The following is a 25,751-nucleotide window of genomic DNA, read 5'->3' as shown; positions in this document are numbered from 1 at the left end:
CTCACTTCAGGGTCATGAGGGTTTGCATCATCTCGTTCGCGGTCTGGATCACGCGGCTGACCGCATCGAAGGCGCGCTGTGCTTTGGTCATGTTCACCATCTCTTCGTCGATGGACACACCGGACACGGATTCCCGCATCGCGCGCAGGTTGCTGGCAATGGCAGACTCTTGCTGGGCGCGGGCTTCAGCTTCGCGGCTTCGTGCGCCGAAGCTGGAGATGATCGACGACAGGGCGCCCACGGCCGTCTCCCCCCCGGAAAGCAGCTGCGACTCCGTCGCAATGAGGGCCAGCACGTTGCTCCCGTCGCCGGGCCCGTTGCCGGCTGCGCCGATGCTGGCCAAAAGACGATGGTCTGAGATCAGGGCGGCGCTCACGGAAAGCGTTCCCGCGGTGCCATCGGAGGTGACGCCCACGTCGAACATCGGCTGCCCTGCATTGCCATTTAGATCGAAGCCCGCCAGGTGCTGGGTGTTGACGCTGTTCGCAAAGTCGAAGGCGAGCGTGTCGAGCGCATTTAGCGTTTGCTGCAGGGTGCCGTCCCGCGCGTCGAGAAAGCCACGCACCTCACCGCCCAGCAAACGGGAGCTCAAGATCTCCGTGGTCTGGGTGCCGATGCGCGTGACTTGTACCGAGAGCCGTCCGGCGTTGTTGGGATCCGCAGCTGCGGTGAGGGTGGACGCCTCATTGGCGCTCACGATCACGAGCCCCCCAGGCAAGGCCATGTTGAGGTTGCCAGCGGCATCGGGCACCGGATAGGTACCCAGGAGCTCCGAGAGCCGGTCGCTGGCCAGGCGGCGCTGGTCGAGCAGATCGTTCGGTTCACCGCCCATGGCGCGTGCCTTGGCGATCTCGCCGTTCAGGTTGGCCACCCGAGTGGCCATCCGGTTCGCTTCCTCGACGCTCTGCTCGACTTGTGTGTCGATGCCGGCTTGCGCCGACTGAATGCCGTTGGCGGTTCGGTTGAACGCGTAGGCCACATTGCGGGCGGCGCCGGTGACGGCCGCGCGCAGACCGGCCTGGCTCGGATTCTGCGAGAGCATGCGCATGTCGCGGTAAAAGGCCGAGAACGCCTCCGTGAGGCCTCCCGTCGATTCGGGGTTCAGCGCCACCATCGACCTCAGGCTGCTGCTTTCTGCGGTGTATTGCGCCTGAGCTCGCAGGGTGGCCGGAACCTGACGTTCGAGGAAGGCGTCGCGGCTTTGTGAGATCGCTCCTATGGCGACACCCATGCCGGCGTAGGCAGTGTTCCGCAGATACTCGGCCGGCAAGGTCTCGAGGTCGACCCGCTGTCGCGAGTAACCCTCGGTGTTCACGTTCTGAATGTTGTGGGCGGCCGTCTGCGCGGCAGCCCGGTGGGCCGAAAGTCCGTTGGCGCCCTGGCTGAGAATCGAGAGCAGGTCGGCCATGATGGCTCCTAAGCAGTCCCCGAATAAGTGGACCCCGTCACCGGCCGCGACTCCCCCCTCTGGTTATAGGTGGCGTTGCCACCCGTCAGCGCGCCCAGGAACCCTCTGACCACCGCGCTCGCTCTTTGGGCCAGGTGGTGGTTCAGCGCGTCCAGTTCGTTGAGCGTGCCTGCCAACGCCCTGATGTGCGCCAGGCTATCGGCCAAGCGGCGCGCGGGATCCTCCACCACGAGGGCTAGACTTTCGATGGTGACCTCCCTCAGGCCGTACCGCTCGGCCACCTCCGTCAGGTGCCCGCCAAGCTCCTGTTGAAGGCTTCGTACGCGACGGTTCCACGCCTCCCGAACCGCAGCACGGTCGAGCAACGCTTGCGCGTCGAAGTTTCGGATGAGCACCCGCTGGTTCCGGGCGCGTACAACTTCCTCCTCCAGCGTCTGCTCGAGGGCCTGGCTGGTGACAATCGCTCGTTCTATGTGTTCCATCGTCAACCCATGAAAAGGGCGCGCAGCCTTGCGTCCAGCTCGGCCTGGGCGAGGATCTCCTCGGCCACGCGAGACGGATTGGGCCTGTAGGTTCCGCCTTTGACGGATGCCTCCAGTCGCTTGAGCCGCGCCTCCCGGTCTTCGTTGACGGCCTTTTTGGCATTTTGTGCCATCTCGGCCGCGGTTCGTGTCTGCTCGACGCTCACACGATCCGGCTTGGCCCCCACGCGCTGTTGCTGCTGGTGGGCAGCGTCCGCGGCGGGTGTCCTGTCGACCTGGGTGACGGGTTTGTCGTTGGTGACTTTCATCGCTTGTCTCCTTCCTTTGGAGACAGCGGCCATTCGGCCGCTACTGTGTCTTCGACACGGACGCGGTAGGCATTAAGTGCCGCCCGTGGATTCGTCGGTTTTCCATCCACCCGGACCTCCAAATGTAGGTGTGGCCCGGTGGCTCGCCCCGACTGTCCCACTTCCGCGATGATTTGTCCCGCCTTGACCCGTTGCCCTGGTTCGACCTCCAGATGTGCGTTGTGACCGTAGAGCGTGGTTAATCCGTTGCCGTGATCGATTTCCACGGCGTTGCCATAGCCGCCCCGCGCGCCCGCCCCCTTCACCACGCCCGCGAGGGCCGCCCTCACCGGGGTCCCGGCGGGCATGGCCAAATCGATGCCTGCATGAAAGCGCCCATCCCCCGCAAGGGGGTCCACGCGCCTACCAAACTCGCTCGAGACCCGCGGGTGAGCCCCTGCCTCCCCTTCGGCCGGAAGCGCAAGCGGAGCCCCCGTCAACCCGTTCAAACCTCGCGGGCGACCGAACTCGCCGAGCGGCGAGAGCACCTCGGTGGCCTCGGCACCCGAAGTTTCAAGGGAGGCGCGCAGGAGCGGCCCCAGACCGAGGCCCTGGCCCTCGGCCAGCACGTCCGCCAAGGTCTCGATGAACATGTCGGTACGAATCTGGGATCCCGGGCCGTCGCCTCCGCCGAAGGCTTTGCTGGCCTGCAGAAGCTGCCGGGCCAGCGTGGCCTCGAGCGCCCGGACCGCCTCGTCCAGGTCCCCCACGGCCCGCATCACAGAACCTCCAGATCGGCATCGAGAGCCCCCTGCGCCTTGAGCGCTTGGAGAATGGCAACGAGGTCTATGGGGGTCACACCCAGGAGGTTCAGCGCTTTGACCAGCTCTTCGACGGTGCTGGTGGCCGGCAAGCCCACGACGGGGCCCGCCTTCTCTTTGGCCTCGACGCTGGCCACGTTGCCCTGGACCGTTCGCCCCTGGGCAAAGGCGTTTGGCTGCGAGACGAAGGGGGTCTGGCTGACCGCGATGGTCAGCCCCCCGTGAGCGATGGCCACGGGGCGGATGCGCACGCGTTCGCCAGCCACCACGGTGCCCGTGCGCTCACTGACGACGACCCGGGCCCGCTGGTCGGCTTCGACCTCGAGGGCCTCGATCTGCGTCAGCATCGCCATGGGGTTGGCCTTCTGGGCTTCAGGCACCTTCAGCTCGACCGCGGCGGGATCGAGAGGCGTGGCCGTTCCCTCACCCAACGCCGCGTTGATGCTTTGGGCGATGCGGCTGGCGGTGGTGAAATCGGGTGAGCGCAGACCGAGCAGCACGACCCCCCCGTCCAGACGCGGGGTCACGGCGCGTTCCACCGTGCCGCCTCCCGGGACGAGCCCCGAGGTGGGCTGGTTCTTTTGAAAACGCGAGCCCGCGGCCGACACGTCGAAGCCCCCCACTTGCACGGGGCCCTGCGCCAGCGCATACACCTGACCATCAGGCCCGGTGAGCGGCGTGACCAACAGAACGCCGCCCAGCAAAGACGTGGCGTTACCCATGGACGCCACGTGCACGTCGAGCTTGGCGCCTGGCCGCGCAAAGGTGGGCAGCTTCGCCGTGACCATGACCGCAGCCACGTTCCGCACGCGCACGTCGCGGGGATCGATGCGGATGCCCAGCCCGGCCCAGCATGCCGCTGATCGACTGGGACGTAAAAAACACGCGCTCCGTGTCGCCGGTCTGCCGCAGCCCCACCACAAGACCGTAGCCGTAAAGCGCGTTCTCTCGCACGCCTTGAACCGCGGCCAGCTCCTTGATGCGCACCGGAACGCCGAACGCGGGGCCGGCCGCCGCGCCCATCGCGACGAGCCCCACGAGCGCCCCCAGGCGCCGCAGGCCGAGCTTCGTCAGAACGGCCATAACCACCCGAGGTAGCGCGACAGGAAGCCTTGACGCTGGTTTTCAGTCAGCACGCCCTTACCAACGAACTCGATCTCCGCGTCAGCGACCATCGAGCTCTTCACGCTGTTTTCCTGGTCGATGTCGATGGGACGCACCACGCCCGAAATGTAGAAGTGCTGCTCTTCGCTGTTCACCAAAATGACCCGATGGCCTTCCACGAAGAGGTTCCCGTTCGGCAGCACCGTCCGCACGGTGGCGGGCACGGTGGCCTGAAAATACTCGCTGCGTGCCGTGCGCCCCTGGCCCTTGAAGCTGCTCTTCGAGCCGCCGGCCAGCTTGGCCTCGAAGTCCGGGTCGATGCCTTCAAGCTTCTTGAGCATGCCCAAAAAGGCGTCAATCTTGGCCTCGGCGGTGGACTCTCGATCCAGGTTGGTGTCGGCCCGACGGTGAGCGTCGGCGACCTCCTCGATCTTTACCACCACGATGTCGTTGACCCGCAGCGCGCGGGCGTCCGTGAACAACATGGACGCAGGCCGACCCGGAAGCCAAAGGCTGCCCTCCGAGTAGGGCTTGTCGACGTCTTGTTGTTCCGCAGGCAAATCGTACTTTCGTCGTTTCGGTTGATATTCGTTGATGTGGCCGCTGCCGCAGCCAGGTCCCCATGCAAGGAAGAGCGCAAGGAAGGGCCCCAGGAGAGCCCGGCAAGCCCCTGCCCTCATGGCGCGCGTACGACCAGGCGGCCGTCCTCCATCACGCCTTCGACGTGCTTGCCCGAGGGCAGCACCGCGCACGTGCGGTCAGCGCCGCAGGACACGAGGCGACCGGACTGCTCGATCGTCACGCCCCCAGAGCGCACCGTCACCTTGACCTGACCTCCCGAGGCAAGCCGATCGGCGCGCACCGAGGCGGCGTCCAGCACCTGCCCGGCCATCAATGTGCGCGCAGCGAAGGCCCCGGCTCTGGGGACCGCCGGCGTCGCCCCGGGCCCGATCTCCCTCCACTCCACCGTCGTGGCCAGGTCGAGCGGCTCGCCAGCCCGCAGCACCCGGGCTGCGATCATCACGGGCGCGGTCACCGTCACGTCCGCGCGAACCCATCCCGCACAGGTCTCTTGCTCCCGGTTTTGGCCGTTCAGTTTCGCCACCAGCGTGCCAGAGCCCTGAATGGGTCGATCGACCACGGCAGCAAGCGCCTTGCACCCGCGAGGCAGGCGCACGGTGGTGCGCCCAATCGTCACCCGCGCTTCGGCCAGGGTCACCGCGCCTGTCGCCGCCTGCTCCACGAGGGCGCGCACCTGCTCGTGCGTTTGGCCCCGATCGACGGCGCGTGCCGGTGCGGCTTGGCCCCAAACGAGCGCCGCCGCGAGCAGATGTGATACGCCGAACTTCATGGCCGTCGTCTCAACGCAGGTTGGTCAAGCGCTGCAGCATCTGATCCGCTGTCGAGATCACCTTCGAGTTGAGCTCGTACGAGCGTTGGGTGGAGATGAGACCGATCATCTCCTCGACCGCCTTGACGTTCGAGCCTTCGGTGAAGCCCTGCAAGATGGTGCCAGCGCCTTGCTCACCCGGGCGAACCATGATGGGAACGCCGCTCGCCACCGTGGACCGGAGCAAGTTCCCCCCTATCGCCTCGAGCCCCTCGGGGTTCGAAAACATCACGAGCTCGAGGGTCCCAAGTTCGAGGGGCTCCTCACGGCCGGCCACCTTCGCCGTCACGATGCCCTCGGGACGCGCCGTGATCTCTGTGGCGTCCTGGGGCACCGTGATGCCCGGGTCCACCAGCTCGCCGGCCTGGGTGGAGAGCCTGCCGGCCGAGTCGATGCGGAAGTTGCCGGCACGCGAGTAGGCGAGCTCGCCGTTGGTGCGTTGAACCCGGAAGAACCCGTCGCCCATCACGGCCAGGTCCAGGGGGTTGTTCGTGGTCACCATGTCACCCTGGGAGAAGCTGCGGGTCGAGGACACCGTGCGCACGCCCAGGCCCACCTGCAGGGGGGAAGGTCGCCCCCCCCCTTGAAGGGTCGGAGCGCCGGCCGGCTGCAGCGTCTCGGAGAGCAGGTCTTCGAATTGCGCGCGGTTGCGCTTGAAGCCCGTGGTGCTCACGTTGGCCAGGTTGTTGGCGATCGTGTCCATCTGGAACTGTTGGGCTTCCATGCCGGTGGCGGCGGTGTAAAGCGAACGCAGCATCGTCGATCTCCTCGAGGGTTGTTCCCCTCCGTCACGTTTCTGCCTTGTCGAGACCAGCAGCAAGACCAGGGCCAAGCCGTTGCGCCACACTTCTGTCTCGACGTGCTCTGCGCTGGACACCGGTGCGCAGCCCGCTCAAGCGCCCTCCCGCAGCTGCCGATGACTTCCTCCCGATGCCTCCCCGCACGCGACTCGATCCCGTGGTGCGCCTGGAAGAAAACCGCGAAGAGCGCAGCTTGCAGGCCTTGGCGGCAGCCAACCGGAAGCTGAGCGATTCACAAGACGCGCTCGAGCAGGCCCGACACCGGGCTCTCGCCGACCATCGCGCGGCCGGGCCGGCCGGCTTCTGGGAGCTGGTGGATAGCGCTCACGGCCATGCGCGCCGCTCGGTCGTGGACGCCGAGCGCGCCCTGCAGGCCGCCCGGACGGCCCAGGGGTCCTCGCGCACGAGCTACCTTTCGGTGCACGCCCGGGCCGAGGCCATCCGTCGTATCGCCGAGTCCCGGCGGGACGAACTCGTCCGCGCCGGCGACCAGAAGGCCGCCCGCGAGGTCGACGATCTCGTGTTGATGCGCCGCCACCGCCGGGCCGGCTGAGCGCCTTGGGGCGCTGCCGAAAAAGCGCCCCACAAGACGCTTGCGTCCCGAGGGCGGCTCGCGAGAATGCGAGCATGTCAGACGCAGGCGATCCCAAACGGCCAGCTGGCCGACGCCCCCTCCGCAGCGCCGGTTGGTTCGCGCGCCCCGAACCCGAGGGCCTGGTGCACCGTTCGTGGATGCGCAACCAAGGGCACCCGTCTCATCTGTTCGATGGGCGCCCCGTCATCGGGATCTGCAACACCTGGTCAGAGCTGACCCCGTGCAACGGGCACCTGCGCCAGCTGGCCGATCACGTCAAGCGCGGCGTCTACGAGGCGGGCGGGTTTCCCCTCGAGTTCCCCGTGATGAGCCTCGGCGAGACGCTCATGCGTCCCACCACGATGATGTTTCGCAATTTGGCGAGCATGGACGTGGAAGAGACGATCCGCGCCAACCCCGTCGACGGCGTGGTGCTGCTCGTGGGCTGCGACAAAACCACGCCCGCGCTGATGATGGGGGCCGCCAGCTGCGACCTGCCCACGATCACCCTTTCCGGTGGGCCCATGCTGAATGGCCGGTTTCGCGGCAAAACCATCGGGTCGGGCACGGCCATCTGGGAGATCACCAGCAAGCTCAAGACGGGCGCCTGGACCGAGGCCGACGTCCACGAGGCCGAGGCGTGCATGTCACGCTCCCCGGGCTCGTGCATGACCATGGGTACGGCGTCCACCATGGCGTCAATGGTCGAGGCTCTCGGCGCGAGCCTCCCCACCAACGCCGCCATCCCTGCGGTGGACGCGCGGCGGGCGGTGCTCGCGCACCTGACCGGTCGCCGCATCGTGGAAATGGTCCACGAAGATCTGCGCCTGTCGCAGGTGCTCACCAAGGCGGCCTTCGAAAACGCCATCCGGGTCAACGGCGCGATCGGCGGCTCCACGAACGCGGTCGTGCATCTGCTGGCCCTCGCGGGTCGGCTGGGCGTCGCGCTCAGCCTCGACGATTGGGACCGCCTGGGCCGCGACGTGCCTTGCCTGGTCGATCTCATGCCGTCGGGCCGCTTTTTGATGGAAGATTTTTATTACGCGGGCGGGCTGCCAGCCGTGCTGCGGGAGCTCGCAGACCATCTTCACAAGGACGCCTTGACGGTCAACGGCAAGACCCTCTGGGAGAACGTCAAGGACGCCCCCTGCTACGACCGCGACGTAATTCGCCCCCTGGCCGCGCCCTTCAAGGACCAAGGCGGCATCGCTGTGCTCCGGGGCAATTTGTGCCCGGATGGAGCCGTTCTCAAGCCCTCGGCGGCCTCACCCAGCCTGATGAAGCACCGGGGGCCCGCCCTCGTCTTCGAGGACATGGACGACTACCACCGGCGCGTCGACGACCCGGCGTTGCCCGTAACCCCCGACGCGGTGCTCGTCCTGAGGATGTGTGGCCCCAGGGGCTATCCAGGTTTCCCGGAGGTCGGCAACTTCGCTCTGCCCAAAAAGATCCTGCAGCAAGGGATCACGGACATGGTTCGCATCTCGGATGCACGCATGAGCGGCACCGCCTACGGAACGGTCGTGCTGCACGCCGCGCCCGAGGCGGCGATCGGGGGGCCCCTGGCGCTCGTGCGCACGGGCGACGTCATCGCGCTCGACGTGGCAGCACGAACGCTGCACCTCGAGGTGAGCCCCGAAGAGTTGACCCGACGCCAGGCTGCCTTTTCGCCTCGCCCGGCCACAGCGACCCGTGGGTACGCAAAACTTTTCGGCGACCACGTCTTGCAAGCCAACGAGGGCTGCGACTTCGATTTCCTGCGTGGGGGCAGCGGGGCCGAGGTGCCCGAGCGGGGCAATCACTGAGCGGGCGCGAAGCTTACGCCTCGGGCCGGACGGCAACCGGCTCCGGCCTTGGTGGCGGGGCCGCCGCGATCCAGCCGCCCCCCAAAACGACCTCGTCTCCGTACACCACCGCGGCCTGTCCCGGGGCGACGCCCTCCTGGGGATCGTCGAAGACCACCAAGGCGGCGTCAGGCCCCTCCGGATGCACCACGGCCGCGCGGGGCTTGCTGTGATGCCGGATCTGCACGGCGGCCCGCACGGGCGCCGTGGGCACGGGTCCCCACCACCGCATGCTTTCCACCCCGACCTCGCGACGCCCCAGCTGGTCCCGGGGTCCCGTGTAGACGGTGCCCGTGGCCGGATCGATGCGAACGACGAACCGCTTCACCCCATCGACACCTGGAAGGCCTTTGCGCTGTCCGACGGTGAAGTGGTGGGTGCCTTCGTGCTGCGCCAGGGTCTCGCCCTTTTCGTTCAGCACGGCTCCCGCTCGACCACCGCCACCGCGCTTCGTGATGAAGGCCTTGTGGTCACCATCCGGGATGAAACACAGCTGCTGGGAATCGGGCTTGTCGCAGTTCGGCAAGCCCAGCCGCCGGGCCACGTCACGGGTCTGTTCTTTGCGCAGATCGCCGAGCGGAAACATCACCTTCCGAAACAGCTCGGGACGCACCCCGAAGAGGAAGTACGACTGGTCCTTGTCCTCGTCGACCGCCCTCAAGAGACGCGGCCCTGAAGGCCCCTCGGCGAGCCGCGCGTAGTGGCCGGTGGCCAGGCGGCTCGCCCCCACCGCGTTGGCGAAGGCGACGAGCGGACCAAACTTGATCTTCTCGTTGCACTTGACGCAGGGGTTCGGTGTGCGGCCGGCGCTGTACTCGCTGACGAAGTCGTCGATCACGGACTCGTTGAAGGCCTCCACCTCGTCGAGCACGTAGTGGGCAAATCCCAGCTGGGCCGCGGTGGCGCGCGCGTCTTCGATGTCACGCGGGCTACAGCAGCGGCCCCCGATGCTCGCCGCCGTACCCGAAGCGTCATAGAGCTTCAGCGTCACCCCCACCACGTCGTATCCGGCTTCACACAGAACGCCCGCCGCGGTCGACGAATCGACCCCGCCGGACATGGCCACAACTATGCGTTCGCGCGCCATCACATCACCTCGGAGGCGGAGCACTATAGCCCACGCCCAAGGTCGAGGCGACCTCATCGACGAAGTTGCCCACGCCCCGGAAGGCCCGTCAGCCGTCGCCGTCGGACAAGGGCGCCATCAGGCCGTTCACGTCGTCCAGCGTCAGCCGCGCGCCCTGGGCGCGGGTGTCGCCCAGAATGCCGTCAGCCAAGGCCTTTTTGCGGCGCTGCAGGCCCAGCATCCGCTCCTCGACGCTGCCTGCGGCGATCAGGTTGTAGACGAACACGGGCTTGGTCTGCCCGATCCGATAGGCCCGGTCCGTGGCCTGGGCCTGGATGGCGGGGTTCCACCACGGGTCGTAGTGGATCACCGTATCGGCGCTGGTCAGATTGAGACCGGTCCCCCCGGCCTTGAGGCTGATCAAGAACACGTCCACCTGGCGACCCTCGAACGCATCCACCACCTTCTGACGGTTCGGGGTGGCCCCCGTGAGGGATACGAAACGAATGTCCCGCTGTGTGAGGCCTTGCCCAATCAGATTCAACATGGACGCGAACTGAGAGAACACCAGCGCGCGTCGGCCCCGCGGCAGTTGCTGCTCGAGAAGCTCCATCAGGGTCTCGAACTTGGCCGAGTTCTTCACGGACTGCGCCGACTCGAGCGGCACGAGGCGCGGATCGCAGCACACTTGGCGCAGCTTCATGAGCGCGTCGAGGATGGTGAACGACGACGCGGAAAACCCCTTTTCGGAGATCGCCTGGCGTACCTGGGCGTGCGCGGCCAGACGAATGCTTTCGTAGAGGTCCCGCTGCGGTCCGCGCAGCTCCACCGGCCGCACGATCTCGGTTTTGGGCGGCAGCTCCGTGGCCACCTGCTCCTTCGTGCGCCGGAGCATGAAGGGCGAGACCTGCCCGCGGAGCTCCTCGAGCCTCCGGCGGCTGCCTTCTCGCTCGATCGGCACCACGTATTTTTGTTTGAACCAATCGGCGCTGCCGAGCAGGCCGGGCATCAGGAAATCGAACTGGGCCCACAGCTCGTCCAGGCCGTTTTCGATCGGCGTGCCCGTCAGGCACAGCCGGTGCCGCGCGTTGACCGTCTTGACGGCCTGATGCGCCTGGCTCCGCGCGTTTTTTATGGCCTGCGCTTCGTCCAAGATCAGCATGTGAAAAGGCGTCGACTCGTAAAAGTCCGCGTCCCGCACCAACAGGGGATACGTGGTGATCACCACGTCGGTTCTCCGGGCGAGATAGCGCAGGCTCTTGCGCTGCGGCCCGTGCATCACCACGACACGCAAGTCTGGCGCGAACTTTTCGATCTCCCTGCGCCAGTTTCCCGAAAGGCTCGTCAAGGTGACCACCACGGCGGGCAGATCCAGGCGGCCTGCCTCCTTTTCAGCGGCGATGTGCGCGATGGTCTGGAGGGTTTTGCCAAGGCCCATGTCGTCGGCCAGGATGCCGCCGGCGTCGCTGTTTCGTATGTGCTGGAGCCAGCCAAGGCCCTCTTGTTGGTACGAACGCAAGGTGGCTTGAAGACCCTTGGGAGGTTCGAGATCGATCCGCGGCCTCAGGCTCCAGGCACGGCCCTTGTCTCGGACCTCTTGTGCGCCCTCCCAGCGCAGCTCACCCGGGGAATGGTCGCCGCCGAACGCCCCCTCGAGCTCGGCCAACGCTTGAGCCTGCATGGCCGTGAACTTCACGGCGTCTCCGTCCCCTTCGAACCGGTAAAGGTCGGTCAAGACCTTGAAGAGAACGCGGAGCCGCTCAGGGGGAATCAAGACGAAGCGATTGTCGTCGACCGGGATGGCCACGGGCCGTCCCCGACACGGCACGAGCGTATCGAAGGCATCGGGCCCGCCGCCCCGTTCGATGAGATCGAGAAGCGCTGGCAACAGGTTGACCTTGCGTCCGTCCAGCTCGATCCCCAGCTCCAGGCTGAACCAGTCGGGCTTTTCGTCGCCCGGGGGAGGGTCCGTGGCGCTCACGTTCGCGTACCACGCCGTCTCGGAGGCCACGACCTGCCACGGATAATCGGGGGCCAGCTCCACGGAGAACCCCAGCTTCCGCAGCTGAGGGAGGGCGGACGCCGTGAAGCTGCACCGAGCGGCGTCGTCGGCGTCGATGCCCACCACGTAGCCGGCCTTGCAGCCCAGGGGGGCTTCGTGGGTGTCGAGCACGGAGAGCTCGACGGGGCCGAAGCTCTCCAACACCTGTCGTGCCCGGGCCTCGGCGCCAAAATCCCGCGTGACGCGAGCGGCATCGGGTGACCACGCCGCGCTCGCTCCCACGCGGGTGCTGCCATACACGAAACCAAGCTCGATCACCGCAGCAAGCACCTCTTCCTCCCGCGCGCCCAGGCTCGCCGCGGCCACCAGGCGCTCCGTGAACAGGCGCACGTGGGGGACGAAGGGCCAGGCCCCTGCCGTACGCGCGGATGGGCCCCCGGAGTCGGGGTGAAGTCCGGCCGAAGCCACCGTCATGGAGCGAGCACGTATCGCGCCTGCGGACGAGGCGTGAAATTTTCGAGCAAGGGGCCGATGCGCGGGTTCATGTGAGCACGTTCGCACCTAGGAACACAGCCGGGGCCACCCAAAACCTGAACGAAATCAAGGGACTCAACTTCGCTCAGGTTGAGCATCCGAACAAGATGTCCTGTGGACAGTTTGCTCGATGCGGCCGTGCACGCGAGGCCTTATGGCCTGCGTCGGGGCAGGCGCCTCATTTGTCGGCCGCCGCCCTGACCCGTTCCACCACCCGGGCCACCAAGGCCGCGGCTTCGTCCACCTCGGTGAGGGTCGTCTCGCGGCCCAGCGAAAACCGCACCGCTTCTCGCGCCTCTTTCACGGTGAGGCCCATGGCCAGCAGAACCGCCGAGGGTTCGACCGAGCCCGAGGTACACGCCGCGCCCGTCGAAGCGCAGACGCCTTCGAGATCGAGACCGATCACCACCAGCTCGCCACGCGCCCCCCCGAAACCGACGTTGAGGGTCCCCGGCACGCGGCGGTCCGCGGCAGGCCCGTGCCGCCGGGCACCAGGGATCGCCAGCAGCTGGCCTTCGAGACGGTCTCGCAATGCCGCGGTCTGGGCAGCGTCCGCCTCCAGGCGCACCTCGGCCTCGGCACACGCGGCCCCAAAACCCGCCAGGGCCGGCGTGTTCTCGGTGCCCCCCCTCCGCTCGTACTCCTGATGGCCGCCGGTGACCAGCGGGTGCGGCACGAGGCCCCTCCGCACGAACACCGCCCCCACGCCCTTTGGCCCGTGAAGCTTGTGGCTGGACACGGTGGCCGCGTCCACCCCCAGATCGCGTAAGCGTACGGGGATGCGGCCAGCCGCCTGCACCGCGTCTGTGTGAAACCAAGCGCCCGCGGCGTGCGCGCGGGCCGCCAGCGCCGCCACGGGGGCCAAGGCGCCCACCTCATGGTTGGCCAAGGCCACGCTCACGAGAACCGTCTCGGGCCTCAAGGCGGCAGCGAGGGTCTCGGGGTTTACCATCCCCTCGGCGCTGACGGGTAGATCCGTCAGCTCGAACCCCTCGCGCACCAGCTCGTTCAACGCGCCCCTCACGGCGGGATGCTCGAGGCGTGTCGAGATCACGTGGGGAGGCTTGTCGCTCGGGGGGCGCTGTGCCCGCGCCGCAAGCGCCAAGCCCCGGATGGCGAGGTTGTCTCCTTCGGTCCCACCCGATACAAACACGAGCTCGTCGGTGTCGCAGCCCAAAAGCCCCGCCACCTGGCGCCGCGCCGTCTCCACGACGTTGCGCGCCCGCCTTCCGAGGGTGTGCACGCTCGAGGGGTTCCCCCAGTCCGCAAGCGCATTGATGAACGCCTCGCGGGCGGCAACGCCCATGGGGGTCGTGGCGTTGTGGTCGAGATAGAGGCGCCTCATGGAACCCGCAAGGGTGACGCCCCCGCAGCCTGCGCGCAATTCTCGAAGGGGCGCCCGGCTCAGGTCTTGGGCGTGAGCATGATTTTCTGCTCGATCGTCACGGCGTCGCCGGTGAACTTGGGGAACTTCCAGCGCTTGGCCACGCTCTCGATGCACTCGTTGAGGCTCGCGTCGATCGAGGGACGCACCGAAACGTCGTTGACCCTGCCTCCCGCGTCTACGGTAAGCCCGAGCAGGAGCTGCACCCCCGCCCTCGCCTGCAGCGAGGCATTTTTCTTGAGCGCCCGCTCGTAGCACTGCTGCAAAGCCCGGGCGCCGTCCATCACGATCTTGCTGGCTGCGGCCGGGTTCAGGTCGCCCTTGCCCACCCCGATCTCGCCACCTTCGCCCCCGCGTAGGTCGGCGATGAGCTCGATGATCTCGGGATCTTTGAGGACCAGCTTGCTGGGATCGGCCATCGCCGTGGCCAGCTGACGCTTGAGGCTCTTGACCTCGTTCGTGAGGTCGTTTGTTTCCTTCTTGCACGCAAGCAGCTTGTCGCCAGCCTCGTTGAGCCTCGTCATGAGCTCCTGGTTGGCCGAGTTGTTACAGCCTACGAGCGTCGCAAATCCCAGGCCTGCAAAAAGGCCAAGCGTCCGTTGAGCGTTCCGCATGTCCAAATGAATCCTTATGCCACTTCGCGGCGTTCCGCAATTCCCGCACACTGCCTTCGGGCGCCCACCTCGGGCAACCGCCACCCCGTGCCCACCACCCCGCCGGCGTGGCGGGCCGATTGTCGAGGTGCACCATACAACAGCTTCGTCATCGGGGGAAAGTCCTTCACCCTCCACGCTTCGTTCCAGGTTCCGCGGCCGGAGCCACCTGCCCCTCGCCCCTGCGCGCTGCGAGCAGCGCCGTCAGCCGTGCAAGGTCGACCTCGTGGAAGATCTCGCTGCCCGGGGAACCTGGCACCGGCGCGTGGCCGAAGGCGTTGGTCCCCACGGCGAGCATGACGTTGGGGCCTTGGTGGCAATAGCCCAAACAAATCTCCCGGTGAACCTGCAGGGACTCCGACCAGCCTCGCTCGTCCACGAGACATCGTGTCGCGTCGCACAAAGCTGTCCCCTCGTCGCCGCAAACGGGCCCCGTGCACACGAAAACATGTAAATCGCTTTGCACCAAAGACCATTCTCGCCGCCAGAGTCGTCCCCACTAGGATGTCGGCACCTCCGTGCGCCGGTTTGAGTGCGTCTTGCTTCAATACGCCCGCGGCGTCACCTCAGGCCCACCGCTACTTTCCGCGAGGAGGCGCTCGATGGCGACCTTGAGCGACGAGAGGGTCTTCGGCTCCTCGGCCACGTACAGGAGCAAGGTCCGGTCTTGCGTATCGCCCAACCTCGCGAGCACGTTGGCGGCCGCAATGAGAGCACCAGGCTGACTCATAAAGGCCGGATCCGCCCGGTATTGGCTGAGGTAGTCACGGAAGGCGGCTATCACCTCCTTGGCCTCGAGAGCGATCACGGCCGCGGCGATTTCGGACACGGCGCTGGGGTCGGTCTGCGGCAAGCGAATGTGGTCGACCAACGCCGGCATGGCGTCCCGGGCCCCCAGCTTCGCCAGCGCCCGGGCGATGAGCTCGAGCCGCTGGGGCGCGCGACCTTCGGCGTAATCGGGCTTGACCTCGATGGCCTCCAAAAAGAGCGGCAGCGAGCGCGGATCCTGCCGCTCGACGAGGCTGTCGGCAGCCTTCTCGAGCAGGTAGGGTTCGCCCTCGCCCCGTTGCAGCACCTCCAGCAAGGCGGCCGTGACGCCCGGTGCCTCCGACCGCGAGAGCTGCTCGATTGCAAAGACCTGCACGTCGTGAAAGCGCTTGTCCGGATCGAGCGCGATGGCCTTGAGCGCCTCCGAGATCGATACGGAGGGCTGTGCACCAGGGCCGGGTTTGCCAAACCCCTCCGCATCGAAGGACGCCCCTCGAACCTTGAGCGCCCCCAAGCCCGCGGGCGCGGCGCTCATCAGGAGGCGCCCCGAGCGTGCCTCGAGCGCGCCCAGGTTACCCTCGGCGTCCGCGAAGACCAGCGCAGGTCCCGTATGGACGGCGCCAATGGCGTCGAGCCGCGGGTGGCTGTAGGCCCAGGTCAGATCCGCGGTGGCGGCGTCCAACCCGAAAAAGAAGCGGAAATTGTGCACCACGACCTGACCGTTGCGGAACGCGGGAGCGTCGGGAGAGCCCGACACGCGCCACAGCAGCCGGTTCCTATCGATCGCCGAGTGGCGGGCGTGTGCCGGTTTGTACATGTCGTAGTGGTAGACGGGGCGCACGAACTCGGGAAGCTTCGCCTTGAGGTACCCGCCTCCCGCGTGGGTGCCGAGCGCGGTTTTCCTCGACGCCACGAACACACCCTGAGATCCGTACATGAAGCCCTCGGGCAAGCCCCGCACGAAGGCGGCCGCCTCGTCGCGGGCGAGAATGTCCGCGAGCGACTCACCCGTGCGTCCATCGAGCAGGGTCACGAATTGAGAGCGCTGGGGAACAGCGACCACGCCGCCCCGGGCAGCTGGAGCTCCCACCCGCTCGTCGAGCGGACGGCGAAACCGCTGCGTCCCTTGCTCGGACAGGCCCAGAATGACCGCGGGCGGGCTTGCGCCGGGCGGCCCTTTGTACACGGCGAAAACACCCTCGCCGTCGACGGCGTGCCCGAGCAGCGTTGCCGGCCCAGTGCCTAGACGCGGAGAGGCCACGCGCCACATCTCGCGTCCCGTGCGAACGTCGAGGCCCACCAAAGCGCCTGCGGGATCGCCGTAAACGACCACCTCCCGCCCCACCTCGGCACGCACGTCGACCTCGGCCGGGACGCACCAGATCACGCGGTTGTCTTCCAGGTCCACCGCCACCAAGACGCTTTGGCTGCCGCTCTCTCCGGCCAGCAAGGCCAAAGCCCGTCCCGTCGCGTTGCGCGGGGTCGAAGGTACGGCGCTCGATCGGGCGAGGGCCGCAGCCACCTGCCCGGGATCACCCGCGCTGCCAAAGCCATCCGAAGCCCCCCCCGACGTGGCGCAGCCGAGGAGGGTGCACGAGAAGCCCAAAACAAGGGCCCGGTTCCGCAAGCTCTTCATTCCGCGCTCCTCTGCTCGAGCAACGTTTCTGCCTCTTCTTTCGAGGGACGCGCTTCGCCCTCGGGCACGGAGGCCAGGTACTCCACCAGGGCCGTGGTGGCCTCGGCACCGGGAACGCGCCCCAAGGTGCGCACCAGATCCACGCGCAACCGGTCGGGCGCATCGGAGCGCTTGAGAAACTCCGCCAGCGCACTCGACAACGTGCCGTCATCGATGGTGCCGCGCAGTTCGGCGACCTGAGGTGCCAGGTCGAGAGGGGCCAAAAGGCCGAGCGGGACGGCCGCTCCGACGTCGCTCCTCTTGACGAGCTGAAACAGGCGCGGCACGGCGCGCACGTCTTTGCGGCCCGCGAGCGCGGCGGCGGCCGCGGCTCGCACCGTAGCGTCCGCATCGCCCAAGCGCTCGATGAGCAGGCCCGCGGCTCCGTCGTCCTGCATCGGGGCAAGCGCCTGCACCGCCGCCACACGCACGTCGGGGTGTCGGTTGCCTGCGTAGAGAACCAGGACCTGTAGCGCCTTCGTATGGTTGAGGCGCCCGAGGGCCTGGAGGTACCGGATCGTCAGCTGCGGCCACGTGCCGAGTGCCAAGGCCTCGACCAGGGCGTCGACGGCGGCCTCCTGGCCCGTTCCGCCAAGCCGCTGCGCAGCCGTCTCGGCGGCATCGGCCTCGGAGCCCACCAGAGCGCGCTTGAGCGTCTCGAGCTCGGCTTCACTCACCGGTGTGCGCGCAGGACCTGCCGGGCGCAAAGCCTCCCCCTTGGACGCAGCTGGGGCCGCGGGCCGCGAGGGCCTGCGCGCCAGCGCCGGCGCCGGCGCGCTCCCCACCCACACCCAGACCAACGCTGCCACTACGCACTTGCGAAACCAGGACCGCACGGGCCGGTCTTAACGCGAGGGCGGCCGGGGCGTCAAATGAATCGCGGGACGAGCCCGCGGTCCGACAGCCTATTTCGCCTCACCGTCACTGAACTCGACCTTCCCGGAGTACTCCTCCCCCTTGCCCCGCAACCAGAAGGTCGTTTGCGCCACGGTGCGACCGTGTGACTCGAGCACCATCAGGTACTTGCGGTTGGCGTCGAACTCGGGTTTCGACAGCTCCATGTCGGAGGCGAACACCCGGGTCCCGCGTTCGCGGGTCATCTGCGCGTCTCCCGCGACGTACCTACGGGTCCCGCCCGTGACGTCGTAGAACTTCACCATCACCTCGAAGTCATCGAGCGGCCGGGCGAAGAACGCCACGTACTCGACCTTCCAGGTCGCGTCGTCGTTACCCTTCTGTTCCTTCGGCCAAATCTTGTCTGTTTTCGACTGTTTGATTGCCGAAATGAAAGCTTCGCCTGAGGAAAACTTGGAGGGCAGACGCTTCTTCGTGACGACCACCTGGCCCTTGAAGACGTCCTCGGGCTTCTTGCCCGCGAACGCAGAGGGCATGAGCCGCCCCGCCCCGGTGGCGATGACGAGACCTGTGAGAACCCCAAAGAACAATCGAGCGCGGGATTTCATGGCGTTGGGTTTTCCTCCCCTCAACGAACGAGATGACGGATTGGGACGTTGGTCCACCTTATCAAGAAGTGGCCCGGGAGCCGCAAGAGGGCGCGTTTTTTTGACCGAAGCCCCGGCCCTGTTAGCGTGGACCTACATGTTGGTAGGGCCCTCGGATTCCGCCGGCACTTCCGTGCCCCTCGGTGGGGCGGACGGCCTTGCGCCCACCGCCGACCATACCGCTGCGCTCCTGGAGAGCCAGCGCCTCGCCGCGTACACGGGACGGGCCCCCAGCTCGGCCGACGTGCTCTTGGCCTTGGTGCGCGTGGGGGGGGCGGCAGCCCGCCTGCTCCAGCAACGAGGCCTCAACTCGGGGCGACTCGAAGCCTTTCTGGGTGAGGTCCGCCCCGAGCCTCTCGATGCGCTCCTGCAGCTTGCCCACGCGAGTGTTGCCATCGCCCGGGATCTGGGTGCGAAACAAGTCTCGTCCCTGCACCTGCTGCTGGCGATTCTTCGCAGCGGCGGCGCAGGCCTCGATCTGCTGCGCTTGGCGGGCCACGACCCGGCACGGGTCCGCTCCGTCGTGATGCGAGCGCTGACGGGCCCCGGACGTTTCGGAGACCGGCACATCGAGCGCGCCGGGGGGCGCGAGATCGCCCCCGTGCGCGCAGGCAGCGCCGCGGCCTTTCGCGCCGCGCCCCGCTCCGTGGCCCCGGCCCCTGTGCCCTCCCCCGTGGTGCCGGTCGCCTCGCCTCGCCAGGCCATGGAGCCTGCGCCGGCAGGACGCCTGAACGTCGACACCGAGCCGCCCCCCGCGTTCGTTCCTCTCGGGCCACCGCCGGTCTTGCCTTTGCACCGCGATAGGGAGCTCGGGCGCCTGCTCGACCTCGTTCGCGCGCACCCGAGCCGGGTGCCTTGCATCGTGGGCGAGCCTGGCTCGGGGCGCACCACACTGCTCGAAGCCCTCTCAGCCTCGTTGACCGAGCCCCTGCTCTGCCCCGCCGAGGGGCCCGCGGGCGGCAGCCCGGGTAGTTGGCTCTCGACCCTTCACCGGACCGCGCCGCCCAGCGCCATCGTGGCCCTCGACGGCCTGAGTGTGCTGGGTGCCGAGGGCAGCGACGGCCCGCCCCAGCTCCTGGCCGCTGCGCGCGCGGGTCGACGCTTCGTCCTGACCGCGACCCCCGCCGACCTGCGCCGCCTGGAGGTGCATGCGGCCGACCTGACGAGCAACCTCGAGCGGGTCACGCTGGGGCCCCCCGCCCCCGACGCCCTTACCGCCATGATTGAGGCGGGCCTGACGTCACTCTCCGAGACGCGCCAGCTCCGCTTCGCGCCACAAACCCCCCGTACCCTCGTGAGGCTCTCGCCACGCTATCCCTCGGATCGCAGCGAACCGGGACGTTCGCTCGCCATTGCCGATCTGGCGGCCGCGCGGGCGCAGCGCCTCGGGGCGGCGTTGGTGACCGACGACGAGATCGCCGCCGTCATCGCCGATGCGGCATCCGTGCCCGCAAGCCAGCTCCTGCGCACGGACGACGATCGGTACCGCCGGCTCGAGCAGCTCCTGGCCACGCGCATCGTGGGTCACGACGGCGCGCGAGGGCGCATCGCCGATCTGCTGCGCAGGAGCCACGCCGGGTTTCGGGGCAAGCGCCCCCTGGCCTCTTTGCTGCTCCTGGGCCCGACGGGCGTGGGCAAGACGGAGACCGCACGTGCCCTGGCCGATGCGCTTTTCGACGGTGAGTCGGCCCTGCTGCGCATCGATCTGTCCGAGTATAACGAAGCGCACGCGGTGGCCCGCCTGGTAGGCGCCCCGCCAGGCTACGTGGCCTACGAAGAAGGGGGACAACTGACCGAGGCGATCCGCCGGCGGCCGGCCTCGGTGGTGCTCTTCGACGAGTTCGAAAAAGCCCACCGCGACGTGCTCCTGCTCCTCCTTCAGGTGCTCGAGGACGGGCGCCTCACCGACGGCCGCGGTCGCACCGTCGACTTTTCAGCCGCAGCCATCGTGATGACGTCGAACCTGGGCAGCGAGCTGTTTCGTCAAGGCCGCTCTCCCGCGGAGAGCACCGTCCTGGCGCTGGCGCGGTCGCGGCTGCCGGCCGAGCTGTGGAACCGCATCGACGAGGTGTTGTGCTACGGCACGCTCGGCGAAAAGGACCTGCGCGCGATCGTGGGCAAGGTGGCCGAGGCCTCGAGCGCCCGGCTCGAGAGTGAACGGGGCATCAGCTTCCGCATCGACGAATCGGTGATCGACCAAGTGCTGGCCGAGGACCTCGACCGCAGCCTCGGCGCGCGCCCCTTGCGCCGCGCGTTCGAGCGGCTCGTTGAAGGCCCCCTGGCTGCCCAGATCGTGCAGGGTCAGCTCAGGCCCGGTATGCACGCGCTCGTGAGCTTCGACGAGCGCGGGCAGCTGCGCGTGCTCCTCGGGAGGTGATGCCCCCGCCGAGCCCGGCGCCGGGGCTCAACTCTTTCGTACACCTACCGATGCAGCCCTGCGACGGATGGTGGTTTCGATGCCCTTGGCTTCGTGGCAGCTGCGGCGGGGGAAGCAGGCGCGTGCTGCGCCGGGAAAGCCAAGCCGTTGATGCGCGCCACTCGCCTCATCTTGGTGGGCTTGGGGAGCCTCATCCTGGCGCCTGCCACGAGCCGTGCGGAGGACACGCCCCCCGTCCACGCGGTCGCTCCGCCGCCCAGTGACGAAGAGAGAAAGGCTGCCGCGCTCAAGGCACGCATCGAGACCCTGGAGAAGACGGTGGCAGCGCAGTCCGCTTTGCTGGACGCGTCCTTGGCCAGCCAAATCGACGACACCCTGGGCGCTCTGGCGGCCGGCGATCAGGAGCAACGCCCCGGTGCGATCTCGGTCTACGGCTTCATGGACATGGGCCTGCAGCGGTACCTGTCCCCCGATCCGCTGGTCAAGGGGCTCGTGGGCTCGTCGGAGACCACGTTCATAAGCGGCAACAACAACTTGTATTTCGACGCGCGCCCTCGGCCACAATGGCGGGCGCTGCTCGAAACGCGGTTTTCCCTCCACCCGCACGGCAACGTCACCGTGGGAGGGATCGGACCGGCCCGCAGGCAAGACACGAGCCTCATCGACAGCACCAGCGCCTCGGGGCGGAGCATCGTGCGCTTGGGGTCCATCATCATCGAACGGGCTGTCCTGGAATGGCACTACGATGCCCGGCTCACCATCCAAACAGGGTACTTCCTCACGCCCTGGGGGATCTGGAACATCGATCACGGCACCCCCACCCTGATCTCACTGCTGATGCCGAGCTTTCTGCTCAACGAGGCCATTTTGCGGCAGCAGACGGGTGTGCACGCGTTCGGCCGCTTCACCCGCGATGATCTCACCTTGGGCTACAGCGCGTACGTGAGCAACGGCCGCACGGCGTCTCAGTTCGACCTGACCGATGACAAGGCGCTCGGAGGCCGCCTGAGCGCCAGCCGCTTTGGAAGCGTTCGCCCCACGCTGGGAATCTCGGTGTTTCACGGCACGTCGGAGGACGAGCAGCGCGCGGTGGTCGTGGACGCGGGCGGCAACCTGGGGATCGACATCACGCAGACCATCGGACGCCAGGAGACCTCGTTCGGGGCCGACCTCTCGGTCGACTGGAAAGGCCTGCGGGTGAGAACGGAGGCGGTGATCCGCAGGGTCACTCACGACCCTGGACTCTACCCGCGCGTCCTGGTCAACCCGGCCGCCACCGAGCCGAACCGCACCGAAATTTACGGCTACGCCCTCGCCGCCTACCGATTCAACCTCATCGAGCCCCTCGTCTACGTGGAATACATCGACGCGAACAAGCGCACCGACCTCATCGACCGGGGGCATGCCTTCTCGTTGGGCGTGAACATCTATCTGTCGCAGGTCGCCCAGATCAAAACCCAGTACGTCCTGTCGGTGTTGGACAGCGTCTACGGCGACAACGTGAGCCTGGGGTTCTTTTCGTCACGCTTCGTCCTGAGCTTCTGACCATGCCGCTGCCCCACACGACGCCCTGGCTCTCCCGCCTACTTGCAGCCTCGACGCTTGGGGCCGCCTTGCTCGTCGCCAGCTGCCAGCCCGAGGACCGCTGCGACGTGGGTTACCGCTTTTCCTACGGACAGTGCCTGCCAGAACCCGGCGCCGCCCCCGACGCCGGCGCGGCATCGGACAGCGGTGGTGCAGACGGCATTGGCTTCGGAACCCCCTGCGAGGACGGGATCAGCCACCGGGACTGCCAAAGCCCCACCACCAGCGTCTGCCTGATCGCCCCCGGCACGACGGGCGGGGTGTGCTCGCAGGTGGGCTGCGAGCAGGCGCCAGCCCTTTGTCCCCCGGGGTGGCGTTGCTTCGACCTTTCGTCTTTCCAGCCCGGGGCGCCCTTCGGGTGCGTGCCGTTTTAGGCTTGCAGCTCTTCGAGCTTGTTGGCGACGGCCTGCGCGTGTCCCGCAGCCTTCACTTTGGCCCAGCGGTGGGCCACCTTGCCGCTGGGGTCGATGATCACGGTCGACCGGATCACGCCCGTGGTGATCTTGCCGTACATGTTCTTCTCACCCCAGGCGCCGTACTTCTCCATCATGGCGTGCGTGGGATCCGACAGCAGCCCCACCCCGAGCTTGTGCTTGGCGATGAACTTTTGGTGAGCTTCCGGTGAATCCGGGCTACACCCGTACACCACGGCCCCCAGTTTCTCGAACCCCGCAAGCCCCTCCGTGAACTCACACGCTTCGGTGGTGCAACCGGGCGTGTCGTCCTTCGGATAGAAGTAGAGCACCACCCACTGGCCCGCAAGGTCAGCCAGCTTCACGGTGTCCTCCGCCTGGTTCTTCAGCGAAAACGCGGGTGCCTTCTTGCCAACTTCAATCGCCATGCGTCCGGTTGCCTCCTGGGCGGGGAGTAAAGCGCATCGCCGGCGCAGCGCAAGGCGTCTGACCTCCCTGATGCTACCGTCGCCCCTTGGGTTCCGGGGGCTTGGCCGTGGCGCCGTCTTCGGGCCAGGCGTGCCGCGGGTACCGCCGGCCGAGCTCCCGGCGCAACGGCGGGTAGTGCTGGCGCCAAAAGTTGGCGAGGTCGCGCGTGACCTGGACGGCACGATGGTTGGGCGCGAGCAGATGCAACACCAGGGGCACACGGCCGCGGCAAATGCTGGGCCCCTCGGCCATGCCGAAGAAATCTTGCAAGCGCGCTTCGACCCAGGGCGGTCGGTCGGGTTCGTAGTGAACGGGAAGCTCACGACCGCCCGGCAAACGAACGCGCAGGGGAGCGTCCACCGGCAGTCGAGCCTGCACGTTTGGCGGAAGCCCTGCCACGAGCGAGGCCAGCGGGTCTCGGGCGCGCAGCGCCTCGAAGCTGGTGCAGCCTTCACACAGCGCCTCCAGCAACGCCGCGGACGGCTCTCCCTCGCCGTCAAGCTCGGGCACCTCGAGTTCCGGCAGATGCGCACGCAAGAGCGCAAGGCGCAGGGACAGCGTTTGCAGCCCCGTGCCCTCGCCGAACAGCCCTGCGCCTGAGGTGGCGGCGGCCTCGGCCAGGATCCGTGTGGCCTCGAGGCCCGGCTCGGCCGGCCGACGTGTCTCATCCAATGTCACCGCGCCATAGCGCAAGCGGCTCAGCCGCTCGACACGCTCCGTTTGCGGGTTGAAGCTCAAGGCCTCGTCCTCTTCGAGCTGCTCCGGCGCCAAGTCGATGAGCCAGTCTGCTTCGATGGGCGCGGCAAGGCGCACGCGGACGCCCCCGCGCCCCCGCGCAAGGTCGACCTCCTGCGCGTCGAGCACCACCAGCAACGGCCCTTCAGGGCGTGCGCCGAGACCGGCAGAGCCCCCGCCCGAGAGCACCACGTCGCTTTGAGGCCCCGCCCGCCGCTTGCCGACCCGATCCACGAAGCCCGCCAGCAGGGCTTTCGAGAGCGCGTGGTCACGCTCGTCGAGGGTGCGCATCGGCCGCGTCACCCCGCCCCGCCCCAGCTGACGTGCGGCCTTGCGTACCGCCTCCACCGCGCGAGGCTCGAGATCCAGGCCGCGCAGACTGCCCGCATGAAAGCGCGCGGCTGCCGCTTGCTCGAACAGGTCCAAGACCTCGAAGACGTCCGCCGTCTCTTCCCCCCCGGGCCGCCCCCCCTGCCCGTCGAACCCCACCCGGGCGCGGCGCCGGATGTCTCGTTCCCCCAGGATCGCGACCAACGTGGCCGCCGGCTCGCTGACCCCGAGCCGCTCGGCCTCGACCAGGATGCGCGCCAGCCTCGGGTACACGGGGTGCCTCAGCATCGCGCGCCCCACAGAAGATAGCTTTCCCGCGCCGTCGAGCGCGCCCAGGCCCTCGAGCAGTGTCTCCGCCGCCGTGAGGGCCGGCACGGGGGGAGACTCGAACCAGCTCCAGTTGGCGGGGCGCTCGACGCCCAGGGCGTGCAGCGCCAAAGCGGCTTCGCCGAGGTCGAGCCGCGCCACCTCCGGCACGTCGTAGGCCCGGCGGCCCTCGAAGTCGTGCTGCGTGTACAAACGCAGCGCCCGACCCGGGCGGGTACGTCCCGCTCGGCCCGCGCGTTGAATGGCCGAAGCTTGGCTCACGGGTGCCACCTTGAGCACCGGCAGCCCGGACCACGGAGAGTGCGAGGCCACGCGGGCCAGGCCAGAGTCGATGACCGCCACCACCCCATCGATGGTGACCGAGGTTTCGGCCACGTTCGTCGACAGGATCACCTTGCGTCGATCGGCGGGGCGAACCGCCCGGTTCTGCTCCGCGAGTGGCAGATCGCCATGCAGAGGCAGCACCAACAAATCATGGCGTCCAGCCAGCTCGGTGAGGGCTTCGGCGCAGCGGCGGATGTCCCCGGCGCCCGGCAAAAACACGAGCACGTCGCCGTCGAGCCCCTCCTGGATGAGCCGCCGCACGGCCGCCGCGACCTGGTCGGCCAGGGGCCGGATGTCGGGTTGAGCCAGAGGCTCGACCTGCACCTCGAAGCGCCGTCCTTCGCTGCGCAGCCGGGGGGCATCACCCAGAAAACGGGCGATGGGCTCGGCATCCAGCGTGGCCGACATCACCACCAGGCGGAGGTCCGGGCGTGCCCGGGCCCGCAGGTCTCGCAGGAGCCCGAGCGCGAGATCGGTCGCCAGATGCCGCTCGTGAAACTCGTCGAGCACCACGGTGCCCACGCCCTCGAGCTGCGGGTCCGCCAGCAAGCGCCGGGTCAAGACCCCTTCGGTGACGAAACGAACCCGCGTCCGCGGCCCCGCCACGTCCTCGAAGCGCACGGTGTACCCCACGCGCTCGCCCGGCGCCTCGCCCAACTCTTCGGCCACCCGCTCGGCCGAAAGCCGGGTGGGCAGCCTTCGCGGTTGTAGGACCACGATCTCCCCCTGCGCGTCGAGGCCCGCATCCAGCAAGGCCCGCGGCACACGCGTCGTTTTGCCGGCGCCCGGGGGGGCCTCGAGCACGACCATGCCCCGCGCGCGCACGAGGGCCACGAGTTCGGGCAGCAAAGAATCGATGGGCAGGGCGGGAAGCGGACGCGACATGGACAGCCGTCCTT

At 68.0% G+C, this 25,751-nt stretch carries 23 protein-coding genes and 1 pseudogene; 5 read left to right on the top strand and 19 right to left on the bottom strand.

Going from position 1 to position 25,751, the window contains the following annotated elements; all coding sequences use genetic code 11:
* Nucleotide 1 precedes the first annotated feature (1 nt).
* The 8 genes and pseudogenes from flgK to flgG all read right to left on the bottom strand — a co-directional run bounded on the left by flgK (nucleotide 2) and on the right by flgG (nucleotide 6,249).
* On the bottom strand, nucleotides 2–1,408 hold the full coding sequence (flgK, locus tag KA712_22140; protein MCG5055666.1) for a flagellar hook-associated protein FlgK: 1,407 nt from the start codon (nucleotides 1,406–1,408) through the stop codon (nucleotides 2–4).
* Nucleotides 1,409–1,416: 8 nt separating this feature from the next.
* Nucleotides 1,417–1,890 (bottom strand): hypothetical protein, encoded by a 474-nt coding sequence (locus KA712_22135; GenBank protein MCG5055665.1) that lies wholly within the window; start codon nucleotides 1,888–1,890, stop codon nucleotides 1,417–1,419.
* Nucleotides 1,891–1,892: 2 nt separating this feature from the next.
* Nucleotides 1,893–2,198 (bottom strand): flagellar biosynthesis anti-sigma factor FlgM, encoded by a 306-nt coding sequence (locus KA712_22130; protein MCG5055664.1) that lies wholly within the window; start codon nucleotides 2,196–2,198, stop codon nucleotides 1,893–1,895.
* Nucleotides 2,195–2,956, bottom strand: coding sequence for a M23 family metallopeptidase (locus tag KA712_22125; protein ID MCG5055663.1), 762 nt, complete (start codon nucleotides 2,954–2,956; stop codon nucleotides 2,195–2,197). Before KA712_22125 ends, KA712_22130 begins: the two co-directional genes overlap by 4 nt.
* Nucleotides 2,956–4,021 (bottom strand): annotated as a pseudogene (locus KA712_22120) (flagellar basal body P-ring protein FlgI). The gene KA712_22125 and the pseudogene KA712_22120 overlap by 1 nt, the downstream one beginning before the upstream one ends.
* A 47-nt stretch (nucleotides 4,022–4,068) precedes the next feature.
* Nucleotides 4,069–4,782: a flagellar basal body L-ring protein FlgH gene (locus tag KA712_22115; GenBank protein ID MCG5055662.1), complete on the bottom strand. Its 714-nt coding sequence runs from the start codon at nucleotides 4,780–4,782 to the stop codon at nucleotides 4,069–4,071.
* Nucleotides 4,779–5,453, bottom strand: coding sequence for a hypothetical protein (locus tag KA712_22110; GenBank protein MCG5055661.1), 675 nt, complete (start codon nucleotides 5,451–5,453; stop codon nucleotides 4,779–4,781). The genes KA712_22115 and KA712_22110 overlap by 4 nt, the downstream gene beginning before the upstream one ends.
* 10 nt (nucleotides 5,454–5,463) lie before the next feature.
* The gene (flgG, locus tag KA712_22105) at nucleotides 5,464–6,249 is read right to left on the bottom strand and encodes a flagellar basal-body rod protein FlgG (protein ID MCG5055660.1); all 786 of its coding nucleotides are present in this window, start codon (nucleotides 6,247–6,249) and stop codon (nucleotides 5,464–5,466) included.
* A gap of 173 nt (nucleotides 6,250–6,422) precedes the next feature.
* Between flgG and KA712_22100 the strand changes: the two genes are divergently transcribed.
* Together KA712_22100 and KA712_22095 are read left to right on the top strand one after the other, a co-directional pair.
* Entirely contained in the window at nucleotides 6,423–6,845 is a 423-nt protein-coding gene (locus KA712_22100; protein ID MCG5055659.1) for a hypothetical protein, read from the top strand.
* A gap of 74 nt (nucleotides 6,846–6,919) precedes the next feature.
* Complete coding sequence (locus tag KA712_22095; GenBank protein ID MCG5055658.1) at nucleotides 6,920–8,671, top strand: dihydroxy-acid dehydratase; 1,752 nt, start codon at nucleotides 6,920–6,922, stop codon at nucleotides 8,669–8,671.
* 13 nt (nucleotides 8,672–8,684) lie between these two features.
* Here the strand turns inward: KA712_22095 and mnmA are convergent, their stop codons facing one another.
* The 9 genes from mnmA to KA712_22050 form a co-directional block, all read right to left on the bottom strand.
* A complete protein-coding gene (gene mnmA / locus KA712_22090) occupies nucleotides 8,685–9,797 on the bottom strand; it encodes a tRNA 2-thiouridine(34) synthase MnmA (GenBank protein MCG5055657.1) in 1,113 nt (370 codons plus the stop codon).
* A gap of 88 nt (nucleotides 9,798–9,885) precedes the next feature.
* Nucleotides 9,886–12,252, bottom strand: coding sequence for a DEAD/DEAH box helicase (locus tag KA712_22085; GenBank protein MCG5055656.1), 2,367 nt, complete (start codon nucleotides 12,250–12,252; stop codon nucleotides 9,886–9,888).
* Nucleotides 12,253–12,490: 238 nt separating this feature from the next.
* Nucleotides 12,491–13,657 carry a cysteine desulfurase gene (locus tag KA712_22080; GenBank protein ID MCG5055655.1) on the bottom strand — a complete coding sequence of 389 codons (1,167 nt, stop codon included), beginning with the start codon at nucleotides 13,655–13,657 and terminating at the stop codon, nucleotides 12,491–12,493.
* A gap of 59 nt (nucleotides 13,658–13,716) precedes the next feature.
* The gene (locus KA712_22075) at nucleotides 13,717–14,310 is read right to left on the bottom strand and encodes an AgmX/PglI C-terminal domain-containing protein (protein MCG5055654.1); all 594 of its coding nucleotides are present in this window, start codon (nucleotides 14,308–14,310) and stop codon (nucleotides 13,717–13,719) included.
* Nucleotides 14,311–14,324: 14 nt separating this feature from the next.
* Nucleotides 14,325–14,462 (bottom strand): hypothetical protein, encoded by a 138-nt coding sequence (locus KA712_22070; protein MCG5055653.1) that lies wholly within the window; start codon nucleotides 14,460–14,462, stop codon nucleotides 14,325–14,327.
* A 14-nt stretch (nucleotides 14,463–14,476) separates the two neighbouring features.
* Nucleotides 14,477–14,728, bottom strand: a complete 252-nt coding sequence (locus KA712_22065) for a hypothetical protein (protein MCG5055652.1) — start codon at nucleotides 14,726–14,728, stop codon at nucleotides 14,477–14,479.
* A gap of 165 nt (nucleotides 14,729–14,893) precedes the next feature.
* The gene (locus KA712_22060; GenBank protein MCG5055651.1) at nucleotides 14,894–16,753 is read right to left on the bottom strand and encodes a PQQ-binding-like beta-propeller repeat protein; all 1,860 of its coding nucleotides are present in this window, start codon (nucleotides 16,751–16,753) and stop codon (nucleotides 14,894–14,896) included.
* Nucleotides 16,750–17,628: a HEAT repeat domain-containing protein gene (locus KA712_22055; protein MCG5055650.1), complete on the bottom strand. Its 879-nt coding sequence runs from the start codon at nucleotides 17,626–17,628 to the stop codon at nucleotides 16,750–16,752. Before KA712_22055 ends, KA712_22060 begins: the two co-directional genes overlap by 4 nt.
* 69 nt (nucleotides 17,629–17,697) lie before the next feature.
* Entirely contained in the window at nucleotides 17,698–18,255 is a 558-nt protein-coding gene (locus tag KA712_22050) for a hypothetical protein (protein ID MCG5055649.1), read from the bottom strand.
* Nucleotides 18,256–18,391: 136 nt separating this feature from the next.
* Between KA712_22050 and KA712_22045 the strand changes: the two genes are divergently transcribed.
* The 3 genes from KA712_22045 (at nucleotide 18,392) to KA712_22035 (ending at nucleotide 22,629) form a co-directional block, all read left to right on the top strand.
* Entirely contained in the window at nucleotides 18,392–20,671 is a 2,280-nt protein-coding gene (locus tag KA712_22045) for an AAA family ATPase (protein MCG5055648.1), read from the top strand.
* Nucleotides 20,672–20,821: 150 nt separating this feature from the next.
* The gene (locus tag KA712_22040; protein ID MCG5055647.1) at nucleotides 20,822–22,216 is read left to right on the top strand and encodes a hypothetical protein; all 1,395 of its coding nucleotides are present in this window, start codon (nucleotides 20,822–20,824) and stop codon (nucleotides 22,214–22,216) included.
* Between the two features lie 2 nt (nucleotides 22,217–22,218).
* A complete protein-coding gene (locus tag KA712_22035) occupies nucleotides 22,219–22,629 on the top strand; it encodes a hypothetical protein (GenBank protein MCG5055646.1) in 411 nt (136 codons plus the stop codon).
* Here KA712_22035 and bcp read toward each other — a convergent pair.
* Complete coding sequence (gene bcp / locus KA712_22030) at nucleotides 22,626–23,096, bottom strand: thioredoxin-dependent thiol peroxidase (protein MCG5055645.1); 471 nt, start codon at nucleotides 23,094–23,096, stop codon at nucleotides 22,626–22,628. The two genes, KA712_22035 and bcp, sit on opposite strands and share 4 nt — an antisense overlap.
* Nucleotides 23,097–23,169: 73 nt before the next feature.
* Nucleotides 23,170–25,737, bottom strand: coding sequence for an ATP-dependent helicase HrpB (gene hrpB, locus KA712_22025; GenBank protein ID MCG5055644.1), 2,568 nt, complete (start codon nucleotides 25,735–25,737; stop codon nucleotides 23,170–23,172).
* Nucleotides 25,738–25,751 lie beyond the last annotated feature (14 nt).

This window comes from Myxococcales bacterium (assembly GCA_022184915.1).
Lineage (GTDB): Bacteria > Myxococcota_A > Polyangia > Fen-1088 > Fen-1088 > JAGTJU01.
This window is presented reverse-complemented; position numbering and strand designations above follow the sequence as displayed.

What these genes read in the sequence shown, in the direction of transcription:
- flgK (MCG5055666.1), bottom strand. Translation starts at nt 1,408, where the DNA reads ATGGCCGACCTGCTCTCGATTCTCAGCCAGGGCGCCAACGGACTTTCG.
- KA712_22135 (MCG5055665.1), bottom strand. Translation starts at nt 1,890, where the DNA reads ATGGAACACATAGAACGAGCGATTGTCACCAGCCAGGCCCTCGAGCAG.
- KA712_22130 (MCG5055664.1), bottom strand. Translation starts at nt 2,198, where the DNA reads ATGAAAGTCACCAACGACAAACCCGTCACCCAGGTCGACAGGACACCC.
- KA712_22125 (MCG5055663.1), bottom strand. Translation starts at nt 2,956, where the DNA reads ATGCGGGCCGTGGGGGACCTGGACGAGGCGGTCCGGGCGCTCGAGGCC.
- KA712_22115 (MCG5055662.1), bottom strand. Translation starts at nt 4,782, where the DNA reads ATGAGGGCAGGGGCTTGCCGGGCTCTCCTGGGGCCCTTCCTTGCGCTC.
- KA712_22110 (MCG5055661.1), bottom strand. Translation starts at nt 5,453, where the DNA reads ATGAAGTTCGGCGTATCACATCTGCTCGCGGCGGCGCTCGTTTGGGGC.
- flgG (MCG5055660.1), bottom strand. Translation starts at nt 6,249, where the DNA reads ATGCTGCGTTCGCTTTACACCGCCGCCACCGGCATGGAAGCCCAACAG.
- KA712_22100 (MCG5055659.1), top strand. Translation starts at nt 6,423, where the DNA reads ATGCCTCCCCGCACGCGACTCGATCCCGTGGTGCGCCTGGAAGAAAAC.
- KA712_22095 (MCG5055658.1), top strand. Translation starts at nt 6,920, where the DNA reads ATGTCAGACGCAGGCGATCCCAAACGGCCAGCTGGCCGACGCCCCCTC.
- mnmA (MCG5055657.1), bottom strand. Translation starts at nt 9,797, where the DNA reads ATGGCGCGCGAACGCATAGTTGTGGCCATGTCCGGCGGGGTCGATTCG.
- KA712_22085 (MCG5055656.1), bottom strand. Translation starts at nt 12,252, where the DNA reads ATGACGGTGGCTTCGGCCGGACTTCACCCCGACTCCGGGGGCCCATCC.
- KA712_22080 (MCG5055655.1), bottom strand. Translation starts at nt 13,657, where the DNA reads ATGAGGCGCCTCTATCTCGACCACAACGCCACGACCCCCATGGGCGTT.
- KA712_22075 (MCG5055654.1), bottom strand. Translation starts at nt 14,310, where the DNA reads ATGCGGAACGCTCAACGGACGCTTGGCCTTTTTGCAGGCCTGGGATTT.
- KA712_22070 (MCG5055653.1), bottom strand. Translation starts at nt 14,462, where the DNA reads ATGACGAAGCTGTTGTATGGTGCACCTCGACAATCGGCCCGCCACGCC.
- KA712_22060 (MCG5055651.1), bottom strand. Translation starts at nt 16,753, where the DNA reads ATGAAGAGCTTGCGGAACCGGGCCCTTGTTTTGGGCTTCTCGTGCACC.
- KA712_22050 (MCG5055649.1), bottom strand. Translation starts at nt 18,255, where the DNA reads ATGAAATCCCGCGCTCGATTGTTCTTTGGGGTTCTCACAGGTCTCGTC.
- KA712_22045 (MCG5055648.1), top strand. Translation starts at nt 18,392, where the DNA reads ATGTTGGTAGGGCCCTCGGATTCCGCCGGCACTTCCGTGCCCCTCGGT.
- KA712_22040 (MCG5055647.1), top strand. Translation starts at nt 20,822, where the DNA reads ATGCGCGCCACTCGCCTCATCTTGGTGGGCTTGGGGAGCCTCATCCTG.
- KA712_22035 (MCG5055646.1), top strand. Translation starts at nt 22,219, where the DNA reads ATGCCGCTGCCCCACACGACGCCCTGGCTCTCCCGCCTACTTGCAGCC.
- bcp (MCG5055645.1), bottom strand. Translation starts at nt 23,096, where the DNA reads ATGGCGATTGAAGTTGGCAAGAAGGCACCCGCGTTTTCGCTGAAGAAC.
- hrpB (MCG5055644.1), bottom strand. Translation starts at nt 25,737, where the DNA reads ATGTCGCGTCCGCTTCCCGCCCTGCCCATCGATTCTTTGCTGCCCGAA.